This is a genomic window from Achromobacter aegrifaciens (genome assembly GCF_902859965.1).
GTDB lineage: Bacteria > Pseudomonadota > Gammaproteobacteria > Burkholderiales > Burkholderiaceae_B > Achromobacter > Achromobacter aegrifaciens.
The window spans coordinates 62,768-77,016 of sequence record NZ_CADIKO010000007.1 but is presented as its reverse complement, the minus strand read 5'-3'; the positions used below and the strand labels follow the sequence as shown (position 1 = coordinate 77,016).

13 protein-coding genes are annotated in these 14,249 nt (G+C 64.7%); 12 read left to right on the top strand and 1 reads right to left on the bottom strand.

Annotated features, from left to right (window positions below; genetic code table 11):
- Nucleotides 1-57 precede the first annotated feature (57 nt).
- Together rimM and trmD are read left to right on the top strand one after the other, a co-directional pair.
- Nucleotides 58-675: a ribosome maturation factor RimM gene (gene rimM, locus HV793_RS29705; protein WP_054458671.1), complete on the top strand. Its 618-nt coding sequence runs from the start codon at nt 58-60 to the stop codon at nt 673-675.
- Nucleotides 675-1,499, top strand: a complete 825-nt coding sequence (gene trmD, locus HV793_RS29700) for a tRNA (guanosine(37)-N1)-methyltransferase TrmD (protein WP_175214386.1) — start codon at nt 675-677, stop codon at nt 1,497-1,499. Before rimM ends, trmD begins: the two co-directional genes overlap by 1 nt.
- 76 nt (nt 1,500-1,575) lie before the next feature.
- Here the strand turns inward: trmD and HV793_RS29695 are convergent, their stop codons facing one another.
- Nucleotides 1,576-4,470: a valine--tRNA ligase gene (locus HV793_RS29695; protein ID WP_175182241.1), complete on the bottom strand. Its 2,895-nt coding sequence runs from the start codon at nt 4,468-4,470 to the stop codon at nt 1,576-1,578.
- A 341-nt stretch (nt 4,471-4,811) separates the two neighbouring features.
- Here HV793_RS29695 and ndk point away from each other — a divergent pair, with 341 nt between their 5' ends.
- From ndk to hfq, 10 genes are all read left to right on the top strand, one after another.
- Complete coding sequence (ndk, locus tag HV793_RS29690; protein ID WP_006393972.1) at nt 4,812-5,237, top strand: nucleoside-diphosphate kinase; 426 nt, start codon at nt 4,812-4,814, stop codon at nt 5,235-5,237.
- Nucleotides 5,238-5,281: 44 nt separating this feature from the next.
- Nucleotides 5,282-6,436: a dual-specificity RNA methyltransferase RlmN gene (gene rlmN / locus HV793_RS29685; RefSeq protein ID WP_054458665.1), complete on the top strand. Its 1,155-nt coding sequence runs from the start codon at nt 5,282-5,284 to the stop codon at nt 6,434-6,436.
- Nucleotides 6,433-6,927, top strand: coding sequence for a helix-turn-helix domain-containing protein (locus tag HV793_RS29680; protein WP_054458663.1), 495 nt, complete (start codon nt 6,433-6,435; stop codon nt 6,925-6,927). The genes rlmN and HV793_RS29680 overlap by 4 nt, the downstream gene beginning before the upstream one ends.
- 16 nt (nt 6,928-6,943) lie before the next feature.
- Nucleotides 6,944-8,230, top strand: coding sequence for a flavodoxin-dependent (E)-4-hydroxy-3-methylbut-2-enyl-diphosphate synthase (gene ispG, locus HV793_RS29675; protein WP_054458661.1), 1,287 nt, complete (start codon nt 6,944-6,946; stop codon nt 8,228-8,230).
- Between the two features lie 54 nt (nt 8,231-8,284).
- Complete coding sequence (gene hisS / locus HV793_RS29670) at nt 8,285-9,571, top strand: histidine--tRNA ligase (RefSeq protein ID WP_119450758.1); 1,287 nt, start codon at nt 8,285-8,287, stop codon at nt 9,569-9,571.
- 3 nt (nt 9,572-9,574) lie between these two features.
- Nucleotides 9,575-10,213: a YfgM family protein gene (locus tag HV793_RS29665; RefSeq protein WP_054458657.1), complete on the top strand. Its 639-nt coding sequence runs from the start codon at nt 9,575-9,577 to the stop codon at nt 10,211-10,213.
- A 5-nt stretch (nt 10,214-10,218) separates the two neighbouring features.
- Nucleotides 10,219-11,376: an outer membrane protein assembly factor BamB gene (gene bamB / locus HV793_RS29660; RefSeq protein ID WP_054458655.1), complete on the top strand. Its 1,158-nt coding sequence runs from the start codon at nt 10,219-10,221 to the stop codon at nt 11,374-11,376.
- A gap of 25 nt (nt 11,377-11,401) precedes the next feature.
- The gene (der, locus tag HV793_RS29655; RefSeq protein ID WP_054458654.1) at nt 11,402-12,754 is read left to right on the top strand and encodes a ribosome biogenesis GTPase Der; all 1,353 of its coding nucleotides are present in this window, start codon (nt 11,402-11,404) and stop codon (nt 12,752-12,754) included.
- Between the two features lie 3 nt (nt 12,755-12,757).
- Nucleotides 12,758-13,831, top strand: a complete 1,074-nt coding sequence (hisC, locus tag HV793_RS29650) for a histidinol-phosphate transaminase (RefSeq protein ID WP_175182240.1) — start codon at nt 12,758-12,760, stop codon at nt 13,829-13,831.
- A gap of 156 nt (nt 13,832-13,987) precedes the next feature.
- Nucleotides 13,988-14,224, top strand: a complete 237-nt coding sequence (hfq, locus tag HV793_RS29645) for an RNA chaperone Hfq (protein WP_006218585.1) — start codon at nt 13,988-13,990, stop codon at nt 14,222-14,224.
- Nucleotides 14,225-14,249 lie beyond the last annotated feature (25 nt).

Sequence of the window (14,249 nt, the reverse complement as noted above, 5' to 3'; positions counted from 1 at the left end):
ACCGCGCTTTAAAAGCTGCCATTCATAGCTGCTTCATAGTTACCAAGAGCACGATACATGCCTGATGCCGCAACCTCCAACGCGGCGCCGACGGATTTGATCGAGCTGGGCCGCATCAGTGCAGCCTACGGTGTGAAAGGCTGGGTCAAAGTGCAGCCGCATTCGGCCAATGCCGAAGTGCTGCTCTCAGCATCTCAATGGTGGTTGACTCGCCCTGTGCCTGAATTGGCGCGGGGCGTTGTCGCGTCTGCGCCTGTCGCGTACAAGGTCGTGCAAGTCCGTTCGCAAGGGGCCACCGTGGTGGCCCAGTTGGCGGGCATTGCGGATCGCGATCAGGCCGAAGCCCTGCGCGGTTGTTCCGTGCAGGCGCCGCGGGGATCCTTCCCTGCGCCAGAGGAAGACGAATACTACTGGGTCGATCTCATCGGTTGCGCGCTGTACACCAGCGCCGATGGTGAGCCTGCGCTCTTGGGCGTGGTCGACGAGGTTCTCGACAACGGCGCTCATGCCGTGCTGAGGGTCTTGCGCCAGAAGGCTGGGGCTGAAGGCCCCGAGCCCGTCCTGAACGCCAAGGGCCGGCCCGCCGAAATGCTTGTTCCGTTCGTGCGCGCGCATATACACGCCGTCGATCTGTCAGCTCGCCGCATAGACAGCGACTGGCCGGCGGATATTTGATGCGTATAGACGTCGTTACGCTCTTTCCCGAAATGTTCGGGGTAGTGCGGGACCTGGGTGTCACCGGCCGGGCGCATGCCCAGGGCCGGTGGTCCCTGCATGCCTGGAATCCCCGTGATTTCACGCACGACGTGCACCGTACCGTGGACGACCGCCCCTACGGCGGCGGCCCCGGCATGGTGATGATGGCGGGGCCTCTGGAAGCCGCCGTCAACGCCGCCCAGGACGCGCGCGCCGCGCTAGGCCTGGGTCGCGCCCCTGTCGCGCTGCTGGCTCCGGTCGGCCGGCGCTACGATCAGGCGGGCGCCGAATCCCTGGCGGCAAGCGAGGGGCTCATCCTCATTTGCGGCCGCTACGAAGGCGTGGACCAGCGCTTCATTGCGCGCTGCGTCACGCAGGAAATCTCGCTGGGCGATTTCGTGCTGTCTGGCGGAGAGATCGCCGCGCTCGCCGTGATCGACGCCGCCGTGCGGCTGTTGCCCGGCGTGCTCAACGATGGCGAGTCCGCGCTGCAGGATTCGTTCAACGACGCCTTGTCTGGCCTGCTGGATAGTCCGCACTACACGCGCCCCGAAGTTTACGAAGGCGAGCCCGTGCCCGGGCCCTTGCTTAGCGGGCATCACGCGAACATCGCCCGCTGGCGGCGTGAGCGTTCGCTGGAGTTGACCGCGGCGCGGCGTCCTGAATTGATTGAGGCTGCTCGCGAAAAAGGGGCGCTCACCCTGGCCGACGAGCGTTATCTGGCCGAGCTGGCGGGCAAGCTGCTGCCGGAACCAGCCAAGCGGCGCCGGCCATCCCGGCCCAAGCCGCCCGCGACTTCCTGACGCTTCCTTTTCGGATGAAATAAAAAACCCCGGAACAACGTTCCGGGGTTTTTTGTTTCCAGTGCTGGGATGGGGTTTAGTTGCCCAGCTTGGTGCGCTGTTCACGCACCTTGTCCAGGGTTTCGCCGAACTGCGCCATGCGCGCCTTTTCCTGTTCGACCACGGCGGCCGGCGCACGTTCGACGAAGCTGGCGTTCGACAGCTTGCCGTTGGCCTTGGCGATTTCGCCTTCCAGGCGCGCGATTTCCTTGTCCAGGCGCACGCGTTCCGCTGCTACGTCGATTTCGACGTGCAGCATCAGGCGGCTGCCGCCCACGACCTGGACCGGCGCGCCGGCGTCGGGCAGGGCGTCGAGCACCTCGACCTGACTCAGCTTGGCCAGCGCGGCCAGGTATGGCGCGTTGCGGGTGAGGGTGGGGGCATCGCCCTGCGCGCACAGCGGCACCTTCTGGGCGGGCGACAGGTTCATTTCGCCGCGCAGCGCACGCACGGCTTCGACCTGCGCCTTCAGTTCGGCCACGTCGGCTTCGGCGGCGGTGTCGATCGCGGCGGGGTTGGCCTGCGGGTAGGGCTGGACGCTGACGCTGTCGGCGACGCCTTCCTTGCGCTTGCCGGCCACCAGCGACACCTTTTGCCAGAGCTCTTCCGTGATGAACGGAATGATCGGGTGCGCCAGGCGCAGCACGCCTTCCAGGACGCGGATCAGCGTGCGGCGCGTGCCCAGTTGCTGGGCCGGCGTGCCGGTCTGGATCTGGACCTTGGCCAGTTCCAGGTACCAGTCGCAGTACTCGTCCCACACGTAGCGGTAAAGCGAATTGGCGATGTTGTCGAAGCGGTAGTCGGCAAAGCCGCGCGCCACGTCGGCTTCCAGCGCTTGCAGCTGGCTGACGATCCAGCGGTCCACAAAGGATGTTTCGCCGGTTTCCGGGCCAGTCAGATCGTGGCCTTCGGTGTTCATCAGCACGAAGCGCGTGGCGTTCCACAGCTTATTGCAGAAGTTGCGGTAGCCCTCGCAGCGCTTCAGGTCGAAGTTGATGTTGCGACCCAGCGTGGCGTAAGCCGCCATGGTGAAGCGCAGCGCGTCGGTGCCGAAGGCCGGGATGCCGTCCGGATATTGGCGGCGGGTGGCCTTTTCGATGGCGCCGGCCTGCTTCGGATTCATCAGGCCGTAGGTGCGCTTGACCACCAGGCCGTCCAGGTCGATGCCGTCGATCAGGTCGACCGGATCCAGCGTGTTGCCCTTGGATTTGCTCATCTTCTGGCCGTCCGCGTCGCGGATCAGGCCGTGCACGTAGACGTGCTTGAACGGGATGTGGCCGGTCAGGTGGGTGGTCAGCATCACCATGCGCGCCACCCAGAAGAAGATGATGTCAAAGCCCGTGACCAGCACGCTGGACGGCAGGTAACGCTGCAGGTCCGGCGTGTTTTCCGGCCAGCCCAGCGTGGTGAAGGGAACCAGGCCCGACGAGAACCAGGTGTCCAGCACGTCCGGGTCGCGCTTGAGCTCGCCAGTCACGCCGGCCGCGCGGGCCTGCGCCGTGGCTTCGGCTTCGTCGTGCGCGACGAAGACCTGGCCGTCTTCCGAGTACCAGGCCGGAATCTGGTGGCCCCACCAGAGCTGGCGCGAAATGCACCAGTCCTGGATGTTGTTGAGCCACTGGTTGTAGATGGTGGTCCAGTTGTCCGGATAGAACTGGATGCGGCCGTCGGCCACGACTTCCAGTGCAACCTCGGTAATGCTCTTGCCCGGATTCAGCGTGCCTTCGGGGGCGGGCTTGCTCATCGCCACGAACCACTGGTCCGTCAGCATCGGCTCCAGCACGACGCCGGTGCGGTCGCCCTTGGGCTGCATCATCTTATGCGCCTCGACCTTGACCAGATAGCCTTCGGCTTCCAGTTGCGCGACCACGGCCTTGCGGGCCACGTAGCGCTCCATGCCCTGGAACTGCGCGGGGCCGTTCTCGTTGATGTGGGCATCCAGCGTGAAGATCACGATCATGGGCAGATCGTGGCGCAGCGCGCAGGCGTAGTCGTTGAAGTCGTGGGCGCCAGTGATCTTCACGCAGCCCGTGCCGAACTCGGGGTCGACGAAATCATCGGCGATGATGGGAATGTTGCGGTCGCACAGCGGCAGTTCGACAAGCTTGCCGACCAGGTGCTTGTAGCGCGGGTCTTCGGGGTGCACGCACAGCGCGCCGTCGGCCAGCATGGTCTCCGGGCGGGTGGTCGCGATGGTCAGGCCGCGCAGCGTGACGGTCTGGCCGTCCTTGTCGACGATGGTTTGCGGACCATCGACGAAGGGGTAAAGGATGTGCCACATGTGGCCGTCGGTTTCCTCGGAAACCACTTCCAGGTCGGATACGGCCGTCAGCAGCTTCGGATCCCAGTTGACCAGGCGCTTGCCGCGGTAGATCAGTCCCTGTTTATGCAGGCGCACGAAGGTTTCCACCACGCCGCGCGACATGCGGTCGTCCATGGTGAAGTACTCGCGCGGCCAGTCGGCCGAAGCGCCCAGGCGGCGGACCTGGCTGGTGATCGCGTTGCCGGATTTTTCCTTCCATTCCCACACTTTTTCCACGAATTTCTCGCGGCCGAGGTCGTGGCGGGAAACCTTCTCGGCGTCCAGCTGTCTTTCAACCACGATCTGCGTGGCGATGCCGGCGTGGTCGGTGCCGGGGATGAATACGGTGTCGTCGCCCAGCATGCGGTGGTAGCGCACCAGGCCGTCCATGATGGTCTGGTTGAAGGCGTGGCCCATGTGCAGGGTGCCCGTCACGTTGGGCGGCGGGAACTGGATGACGTAGGGCTGGCTTTCGGTCCCCGTTTTTACATGCTGGCCCGCCTGGAAGTACCCACGCTTGTCCCACTCGGCGTACCAGCGGGATTCCAGCGCGGAGGGTTCGAAGCTCTTGGAGAGTTCCTGGGTGTCGCTCGCGGCGTTCGCGGCGTTCGGGGGAGCAGCTTGAGTCATTGCAGGGTTCCGGCAAACAGGGGCGCCCGGGTTAGGGACGCGGGCGGCAAACCGCACATTTTAAGATGTAATGCGGTCTTCTCAGCGTGTTAGAATACCGGGTTACTGTAAACCTTTTAGAAGTCCCTGAATTCATTGAGGATTCCGGGTGAGTCCGACAGGTAGGCAGTGTCGAATCCCTGCCTTGGACCAGTGGTTCGGGACGGCCCGAAACATGCATTCGTTTCGGACCGCCCCGTGCGCCAACAGCGCGATGACGCTTCAAGGGTGACACCGACAAGCGCAGATCCACGCCAGGCAATTCACAGAAACCAAGTCAGAAATCAGTTTTTGGAGTTCTTATGTCCATTCAACGCACCCTCTCGATCATCAAGCCCGACGCCGTCGCCAAGAACGTCATCGGCCAGATCGTCGGCCGTTTCGAACAAGCCGGCCTGAAGGTCATCGCCGCCCGCCTGGCCCAGCTGTCGCGCGCCGACGCCGAGCGTTTCTACGCCGTGCACAAGGAACGCCCCTTCTTCAAGGACCTGGTCGACTTCATGATCTCCGGCCCGGTGTTCGTGCAAGTGCTGGAAGGTGAAGACGCCATCCTGAAGAACCGCGACCTGATGGGCGCCACCGACCCCAAGAAGGCGGCTCCTGGCACCATCCGCGCCGACTTCGCCGACAGCATCGACGCCAACGCCGTGCACGGCTCGGACGCTCCGGAAACGGCCGCTGTCGAAGTCGCTTTCTTCTTCCCCGAAATCAACATCCACAGCCGTTGATTCTCGCGGAACATCTGTTCTAGCTTTTGAGTTTTACCCAGGTCATGGAATCCGTCGAACGAATCAATCTGCTGGGGCTTGACGGCTCCGCCCTGTCCGAACTGGTCGGAAAGTGGGGCGGCAAGCCGTTTCGGGCCCGCCAGTTGCAGCGCTGGATGCACCAGCGCGGCGCCGATTCGTTCGACGCCATGACCGACCTGGCCCGCGAATTCCGCGGCCAGCTTGCGCAGCATTGCCGCATCGAGGCTTTGCCCGTCAACATCGAGCAGCGCTCGACCGACGGCACCCGCAAGTGGCTGTTCGACGTGGGACAGGGCAATGCCATCGAGACCGTCTTCATTCCCGAGGACGACCGCGGCACGCTATGCATTTCCAGCCAGGCCGGATGCGTGGTGAACTGCCGCTTCTGCTCGACCGGGCACCAAGGCTTCAACCGCAACCTGAAGACCAGCGAGATCATCGGCCAGCTGTGGTGGGCCAAGCGCGTGCTGGAGGCCGACATCGGCACCGCCCGCCTGGAAAGCGCCCGCGCCACCGAAGACACCCGCGTCATCAGCAACGTGGTCATGATGGGCATGGGCGAACCCCTGCTCAACTACGACCAGGTCCTGCCCGCCTTGCGCCTGATGCTGGACGACAATGCCTATGGCCTGTCGCGCCGCCGCGTCACCGTATCCACCTCCGGCGTGGTCCCCATGATGGACCGCCTGTCGCAGGACTGTCCCGTGGCCCTGGCCGTGTCCCTGCATGCGCCGAACGATGCGCTGCGCGACGAGCTGGTGCCGCTGAACAAGAAATATCCGCTGAAGGAGTTGCTGGCGGCCTGCGAACGTTATCTGGCGTTCGCCCCGCGCGACTTCATCACTTTTGAATACTGCATGCTGGACGGCATCAACGATACCGACCAGCACGCCAAGGAACTGATCCAAATTGCACGCCAGCTGCGCTGCAAGCTCAATCTGATCCCGTTCAATCCCTTTCCCGAGTCCGGCCTGAAGCGCTCGAACTCGGCGCGGGTGAAGGTGTTTGCGCAGCGTCTGATGGACGCCGGCATCATCACCACCGTCCGCAAGACCCGGGGTGACGATATCGATGCGGCCTGTGGCCAACTGGCCGGAGAAGTGCGCGACCGTACCCGGATCACCGAACGGAACGCCGCACAGCGCCAGACCATACCAATTAAACAGGTGCACGCATGACGCAGGATTTCGCTTCGGCAGTTTCAGAAACGCCCGCAGGCGCTGCGGGAGGCATCGGCTCGGCATTGCGCGCGCTGCGCCAGTCCAAGGGCTGGTCGCTCGACGAAGTGTCCAGTCGCATCAAGTTTTCCACGAAGCAGATCGAAGCCCTGGAAAACGAGCAGTGGGCCAACCTGCCCACCGGCGTTTCGCTGCGCGGCCTGGTACGCAACTATGCGCGTCTGCTGGGCGCGGACTCGCAAACCATCGTCGATTCGCTCGACCCCAAGGCGCGCGTCACCGGCCCGGTGAAGCTCAGCCCGGGCGCGCTGCATTCGGCGCATTCCATTCCCCAGTCAGGCGCCGACGACGATCGTTCGTCCTCGACCTCCTGGGGCTGGCTCATTGCCATCGTGCTGGTGCTGGCCGCCGGCGTGGCGTATGCCTTCTGGCAAGGCTGGCTGCCGCAGCACTGGCTGCCGTCGGACTGGCTGCCGAAGTCGACCAAGTAACAACCCGGTTCCACCGATGCAAGAATCCTCTCTGCCTTGCCAGGATGCCCCGCCTCCCTCCGTGGGGGCGGCTGAGCGCCGCGCCACGCGTTCGGTGGCGGTGAAGTGGGGCGACCGTGTCGTGAAGATCGGCGGCGACGCCCCGGTCGTGGTCCAGTCCATGACCAACACCGACACGGCGGACGCCATTGCCACCGCCATCCAGGTCAAGGAGCTGGCCCAGGCCGGCTCCGAGCTGGTGCGGATCACGGTGAACACCCCTGAAGCCGCGCGTGAAGTCATCGCCATCCGCGAACAGCTCGACCGCATGGGCGTGAACGTGCCGCTGGTGGGCGATTTCCACTACAACGGCCACAAGCTGCTGACCCAGTTCCCGGAATGCGCGCAAGCGCTGTCCAAGTACCGTATCAACCCCGGCAACATGGGCGGGGGCAAGCGCCGCGACGACAACTTCGCGCAGATGATCGAAGTGGCCTGCCGCTACGACAAGCCGGTGCGTATCGGCGTGAACTGGGGCAGCCTGGATCACGAACTGATGGCGCGCAAGATGGACGAGAACAACCTGCGCGCCCAACCGTGGGAAGCGCAGGCCGTGATGCGCGATGCCTTGGTGGTGTCCGCCATCAGCAACGCACAGCGCGCCGAAGAGCTTGGTCTGCGGCGCGACGCGATCATCCTGTCCTGCAAGGTCAGCCACGTGCAGGACCTGATCGCGGTCTATCGCGACCTGTCCGCGCGTTGCGACTACCCGCTGCATCTGGGCCTGACCGAAGCCGGCATGGGCAGCAAGGGCATCGTGGCCTCCACCGCCGCGCTGGCCGTGCTGCTGCAGCAGGGCATCGGCGACACCATCCGCATCTCGCTCACGCCCGAACCCGGCGGCGACCGCAGCCGCGAAGCGATCGTGGCGCAGGAAATCCTGCAGACCATGGGTCTGCGCGCGTTCACGCCCATGGTCGTCGCCTGCCCCGGCTGCGGCCGCACCAGCAGCACGTTCTTCCAGGAACTGGCCGACAGCATCCAGACCTACCTGCGTCGCCAGATGCCGCTCTGGCGCGCCCAGTATCCCGGCGTCGAAAGCATGAACGTCGCGGTCATGGGCTGTGTGGTCAACGGGCCGGGCGAAAGCCGCCATGCCGATATCGGCATCAGCCTGCCCGGCACTGGCGAAGTGCCGGCGGCGCCGGTGTTCGTCGACGGCGAACGCACGGTCACGCTCAAGGGCGACCATATTGCCGAAGAGTTCCAGGCCATTGTCGAAGACTACGTCGCGCGCCGCTATGGCGCGCCTGCCTCTCACTAAAGTAAGGGTGTGGCTGCTAGCGCGCTTGCCGGCGCGCGATGCGGCATGATCAAGATGACTCAAGCTTTCCAGAAAGTCGCCGCCATACGCGGCATGAATGATCTGTTGCCAGGGGCCAGCGCCCGCTGGGAGCAATTCGAGGAAATCGTGCGCGGCTGGCTGCGCGGCTACGGCTATCGCAATGTGCGTACGCCCGTGCTTGAGCATACGCGCCTGTTCGCGCGCGGCATCGGCGAAGTGACCGATATCGTCGAAAAAGAGATGTACACCTTCACCGATGCGCTCAACGGCGAATCGCTGACCATGCGTCCGGAAATGACCGCGGGCATCGTGCGCGCGTCCATCGAGCACAACCTGCTCTATGACCGCCCGCAGCGCGTCTATTCCATCGGCCCCGTGTTCCGCCACGAGCGCCCACAGCGCGGCCGCTACCGCCAGTTCCACCAGATCGACGTCGAGGCCCTGGGCTTTGCCGGTCCCGACGTGGACGCCGAACTCATCGTCATGCTGGCCCGCCTCTGGAAGCTGCTGGGCCTGACCGACGTGCGCCTGGAGCTGAATTCGCTGGGCCAGCCGGCCGAGCGTGCCGCTCACCGCGCCGCCTTGATCGAGCACCTGGAAAAGCACCGCGACATCCTGGACGAAGACGGCCAGCGCCGCATGTACAGCAACCCGCTGCGCGTCCTCGACACCAAGAACCCCGCCATGCAGGAAATGGCCGACAGCGCGCCGCGCCTGTTCGACTTCCTGGGCGAGGAGTCGCGCGCGCACTTCGACGGCGTGTGCCAGCGCCTGGCCGACGCCGGTATCGAATATCGCCTGAATCCGCGCCTGGTGCGCGGGCTGGACTACTACAACCTCACGGTGTTCGAGTGGGTCACCGACCGCCTCGGGTCCCAGGGCACCGTGTGCGGCGGCGGCCGCTACGACGGCCTGATCGAGCTGCTGGGCGGCAAGCCCGCGCCCGCGGTGGGCTTTGCGATCGGCATGGAGCGCCTGCTGGACCTTTGGGAGCAGAGCGTGCAGGTGGAACAGCCGGCCGAGTGCGACGTCTACGTCGTGCACCAAGGCGAAGAGGCGCAGCGCCTGGCCGCCCGGGTCGGTGAAGACCTGCGCGATGCCGGCCTGTCGGTCATCGTGCATGCGGGTCCCGCAAGCTTCAAGTCGCAATTCAAGCGCGCCGATGCCAGCGGCGCCCGTGTTGCGGTTATTCTTGGCGCCGACGAAGTGGCTGCGCAGACGGCCAGCGTCAAGTTCCTGCGCGCCGAGGCGCAGGGCGAATCGGCCCAACAGCAAGTCCCGTTGGCGGGATTGGCCGACGTATTGAATAACAAGGGTTAATGCATGGCATACGATCTCGAAGAACAGGAAAAACTCGACGCAATCAAGGCGTGGTGGGCGCGCTACGGCACCCTGGTGGTCACGCTGGTGGCGGCGGTGGCGCTGGCCTGGGGCGGCTGGTGGGGCTGGAAGGCCTACCAATCGCACCGCGCCAACCAGGCCATGGGCTACTTCGAAGCGCTGGAAGACGCGGCGCGTCTGGGTGGCGCCGATTCCTCGGTCCGCATCAAGACCGCCGCGGCCACGCTGCGCGAGCAGTATCCGTCCACCGGCTACGCCGCGCGCGGCGCGCTGGTGGCGGCCCAGGCGCTGCAGGCCCAAAAGGATGACGCCGGCGCCCGCGAGCAGCTGGAATGGCTGGCTGCCCAGGGCAAGAACCCGTCGATGCAGTCGGTGGCGCGCCTGCGCCTGGCCGGCATGCTGCTGGACCAGAAGCAATACGATGCCGCCCTGGCGCAGCTGAACAACCCGCCGGCAGCCTTCGCCGCCTTGTACGCGGATCGCCGCGGCGATATCCTCGCCGCGCAGGGCAAGCGCGAGGAAGCGCGCGCCGCCTGGCAAAGCGCCATCGATGGCCTGGGTACGGCAAATCCCTTGACCCAGGTTGTGCAACTGAAACTGGATGCCCTGAGCGGAGCGTGACTGTAATGCGTAAATTTGCACCTGGCCGTACGTGGCGTGGCGCCGTTTGCCTGGCGGGCTTGCTCGCCCTGGGCGGATGCGGCATGTTCTCCCATGATGACGGCCGCTACGATCCCGCGCCCCTGACCGAATACAAGGCCGGCATGTCCGTGCGCCAGGTCTGGAGCGTCTCGGTCGGCAGCGGTTCCGGACTGGGCTTTGCGCCCACGGTGTTGGGCGACGCCATCTACGCCGCCACGCCCGATGGTTCGGTCGGCAAATTCGACCTGCAAAGCGGCCGCGCCATCTGGAAGGCCAGTGTCGACGGCAAGTTGTCCGCCGGCGCCGGCAGCGATGGCACCACCACCGCTGTGGCCTCGCCGAACGGCGACGTCATTGCCTTTGACGACACCGGCAAGGTGAAGTGGAAGGTTCGTGCCACCAGCGACGTGACCATTCCGCCCGTCGTGGGCTATGGCATCGTCGTGGTCCGCAGCGGCGACTACCGCATCCAGGCCTTCGACGCCAACAGCGGCGAACGCGTCTGGAACGTGCAGCGTCCCGGCCCCTCGCTGGCTCTGCGCAGCGTGTCGCAGATGGTCCTGGCCGAAGGCCTGGTCATTACCGGCCTGCCGGGCGGCAAACTGATGGCCATTGCCTCCAATAGTGGTAACGTGCAATGGGAAGGCACCGTGGCGACGCCGCGCGGCGCCAGCGACCTGGAGCGCCTGACCGACGTGGTCGGTGCGCCCCGTATCGCGGGCAATCTGCTTTGCGGCGTGGCCTACCAGGGACGTATCGTCTGCTTCGACGTCACGGCCGGCGGCCGCCCGATGTGGGCCAAGGACTTCTCCAGCGTCAGCGGCTTGTCGCTGGACGAGCGCTTCGCCTATGCGGCGGACCAGAACAGCGTGATCAACGCTTTTGCGCTGGATAATGGCGGCAACGTCTGGAAGCAGGCGGCCTTGAAGAACCGCCAGGTCACCGCGCCCGCCATGCTCGGCGGTGCGTTGGCAGTGGGCGACCTGGACGGCTACGTGCATTTCCTGTCGCGCAGCGACGGCAGCCTGATGGCGCGCCTGTCGGTGGGCGGTGGTCCAGTGGTTTCGCCGCCGCAGACTACTTCCCAAGGTGTGCTGGTCCAGACGGGTAATGGCAACCTCGTCCTGATCGGCGCCAACTAAAACCTATAGAACAAAGCCTTACACCGTGTCTTTCAAGCCTGTCGTCGCCCTGGTCGGCCGCCCCAATGTGGGGAAGTCGACCCTATTCAACCGCCTGACGCGATCGCGCGCCGCGCTGGTGGCCGATTACTCCGGCCTGACCCGCGATCGCCATTACGGCGAGGGCAGGGTAGGCGAGATCCCCTTCATCGTCATCGATACCGGTGGTTTCGAGCCCGTCGCCAAGGACGGCATCCTGCTGGAGATGGCCCGCCAGACCCGGCAGGCCATCGCCGAGGCCGATGTCGTGGTGTTCCTGGTTGATGCCCGTGCGGGCATCAATGCCCATGACCACGAAATCGCCCAGCTGCTGCGCAAGTCCGGGCAGCAGCGCGTGTTGCTGGCGGTGAACAAGGCGGAAGGCATGGGCGCCAGCGGCGCCATTTCCGAGTTCCATGAGCTCGGGCTGGGTCAGCCTTATCCGATTTCCGCGGCGCACGGCGATGGCATCGTTGACCTGATCGAGCTGGCGCTCCAGGACCTGGCCGAGCCGCCCGCCGAAGAAGACGCATTCGAAGAGGCTGAGCACGATCACCGCATCAAGCTGGCCATCGTCGGCCGTCCCAACGTGGGCAAGTCCACACTCATCAATACCCTGATGGGCGAAGAGCGCGTGATCGCGTTCGACATGCCGGGCACGACCCGCGACGCCATCGAGATCGACTTCGAGCGCGACGGCCGCCGCTACACGCTGATCGATACCGCAGGCCTGCGCAAGCGCGGCAAGGTATTCGAGGCGGTCGAGAAGTTCTCCGTCATCAAGACGCTGCAGGCCATCGAGGCCAGCAACGTCGTGCTGCTGATGCTGGACGCGCAGACCGAGATCTCCGAGCAGGATGCGCACATTGCAGGCTTCGTGCTGGAAACGGGCCGCGCCGTGGTCGTGGCCATCAACAAATGGGATGGCCTGGACGGCGAAGCCAAGGAACGCATCGAACGCGAATTCCAGCGCAAGCTGCGCTTCCTGTCGTTCGCGCGCATGCACACCATTTCGGCGCTGCGCGGGCAGGGCGTGAAGCCCTTGCTCAAGTCGATCAACGCGGCGCACGCCGCGGCGTTCGCCAAGCTGTCCACGCCCAAGCTGACGCGCGAGCTGCAGATCGCTGTCGAACAGCAGCAGCCGCCCCGCAAGGGTATCTTCCGTCCCAAGATGCGCTATGCGCACCAGGGCGGTCAGAACCCGCCGCTGGTCGTCATCCACGGCAATGCGCTGGACGCCATTCCGGACTCCTATCGCCGCTACCTGGAAACGCGCTTCCGCAATGCGTTCGACCTGGCCGGTACGCCGCTGCGCATCGAATTCAAGTCTTCGCACAACCCCTACACGCAGGAAAGCTGATCCATGAGCCGCTTCTGGAGTCCCGTGGTCGGGACGCTCAGTCCGTATGTTCCGGGCGAGCAGCCCAAGCTTCAGAATCTGGTCAAGTTGAACACCAACGAGCATCCTTACGGCCCGTCGCCCAGGGTGCTCGACGCGATCCGCTCGGCCTGCGACGACACCCTTAAGCTCTATCCGGATCCTTCGTCCGACCGCCTGCGGCAGGCCATCGCCGGCACGGTCGGTGTGCAGCCGGGCCAGGTCTTCGTGGGCAACGGCTCCGACGAAGTGCTGGCGCATGTCTTCCTTGCGTTGCTCAAGCATGAACGCCCGCTGCGCTTTCCGGACATTACCTACAGCTTCTATCCGGTCTATTGCGGCCTGTACGGCATCCAGTACGAAACGGTGCCGCTGACGGCCGATTTCAGCATCGCAGTCGAAGACTATCTGCCCGGCGCCAAGGGGCAGGCGGGCGCCATCATCTTCCCGAATCCCAATGCGCCCACCGGCCGCGCCCTCAGCGCGGCGGAGGTCGAGCGCATCGTGGCCGGCAATCCCGACGCGGTCGTCGTGGTGGATGAGGCCTACGTGGATTTTGGCGGAGAGTCCGTCATTCCTTTGGTGGACCGCTACGACAATCTGCTGGTGGTGCAGACGCTGTCCAAGTCGCGTTCGCTGGCGGGCTTGCGCGTCGGTTTTGCCGTAGGCAGCGCCGAACTCATCGACGGGCTTGAGCGTGTAAAGAACAGTTTCAACTCCTACCCCATCGACCGTCTTGCCTCTGCGGGAGCGGTGGCGGCCCTGGAAGACGTGGAGTACTTTGAACGCACCCGCCAGGCCGTGATCGACACCCGTTCGCGGATGACGGAGGGGCTGCAGTCCCTGGGCTTCGAGGTGCTGCCCTCGGCCGCGAACTTCGTGTTCGCGCGGCACCCCAACAAGGATGCCGCCGGTCTGGCTGCCGCCTTGCGCGAGCGCAGCATCATCGTGCGTCATTTCCGCCATGAACGCATCGATCAATTTTTGCGAATTACCGTGGGCACCGACGAGCAGTGCGAACTGCTGTTGAAGGCGCTTGCGGAGGTCCTGCAGGCTTGAGCGGCAGCAGCTTTCCAGTCGGAAAACTCTGGTGTCACTTTTGCTTCCTGCCCAAGTAGCACGGGCCGGGAAAACCCTGTAGAGTACAAGTTTCGGCGTACCCCACCAGTACAGAAGTACGCCACCACTCAATAACAAACAAATGGAGCCTGGCCAATGAGCAATAAAGGGCAAACTCTGCAAGATCCGTTCCTGAACACGCTGCGCAAGGACCATGTGCCCGTGTCGATCTACTTGGTGAACGGCATCAAGCTTCAAGGGCAAATCGAATCCTTCGACCAGTACGTGGTGCTGCTGCGCAATACGGTCACGCAAATGGTCTACAAGCACGCCATTTCGACCGTCGTCCCCGCGCGCGCCGTGAATTTCCAGGTGGAAGTCCCTGCTGAGTAATCTCGCTCCAGCTTTACCTTTTATT

Excerpts from the sequence above, each read along its gene's own strand:
- rimM (WP_054458671.1), top strand. The coding sequence starts at position 58 with ATGCCTGATGCCGCAACCTCCAACGCGGCGCCGACGGATTTGATCGAG.
- trmD (WP_175214386.1), top strand. The coding sequence starts at position 675 with ATGCGTATAGACGTCGTTACGCTCTTTCCCGAAATGTTCGGGGTAGTG.
- HV793_RS29695 (WP_175182241.1), bottom strand. The coding sequence starts at position 4,470 with ATGACTCAAGCTGCTCCCCCGAACGCCGCGAACGCCGCGAGCGACACC.
- ndk (WP_006393972.1), top strand. The coding sequence starts at position 4,812 with ATGTCCATTCAACGCACCCTCTCGATCATCAAGCCCGACGCCGTCGCC.
- rlmN (WP_054458665.1), top strand. The coding sequence starts at position 5,282 with ATGGAATCCGTCGAACGAATCAATCTGCTGGGGCTTGACGGCTCCGCC.
- HV793_RS29680 (WP_054458663.1), top strand. The coding sequence starts at position 6,433 with ATGACGCAGGATTTCGCTTCGGCAGTTTCAGAAACGCCCGCAGGCGCT.
- ispG (WP_054458661.1), top strand. The coding sequence starts at position 6,944 with ATGCAAGAATCCTCTCTGCCTTGCCAGGATGCCCCGCCTCCCTCCGTG.
- hisS (WP_119450758.1), top strand. The coding sequence starts at position 8,285 with ATGACTCAAGCTTTCCAGAAAGTCGCCGCCATACGCGGCATGAATGAT.
- HV793_RS29665 (WP_054458657.1), top strand. The coding sequence starts at position 9,575 with ATGGCATACGATCTCGAAGAACAGGAAAAACTCGACGCAATCAAGGCG.
- bamB (WP_054458655.1), top strand. The coding sequence starts at position 10,219 with ATGCGTAAATTTGCACCTGGCCGTACGTGGCGTGGCGCCGTTTGCCTG.
- hisC (WP_175182240.1), top strand. The coding sequence starts at position 12,758 with ATGAGCCGCTTCTGGAGTCCCGTGGTCGGGACGCTCAGTCCGTATGTT.
- hfq (WP_006218585.1), top strand. The coding sequence starts at position 13,988 with ATGAGCAATAAAGGGCAAACTCTGCAAGATCCGTTCCTGAACACGCTG.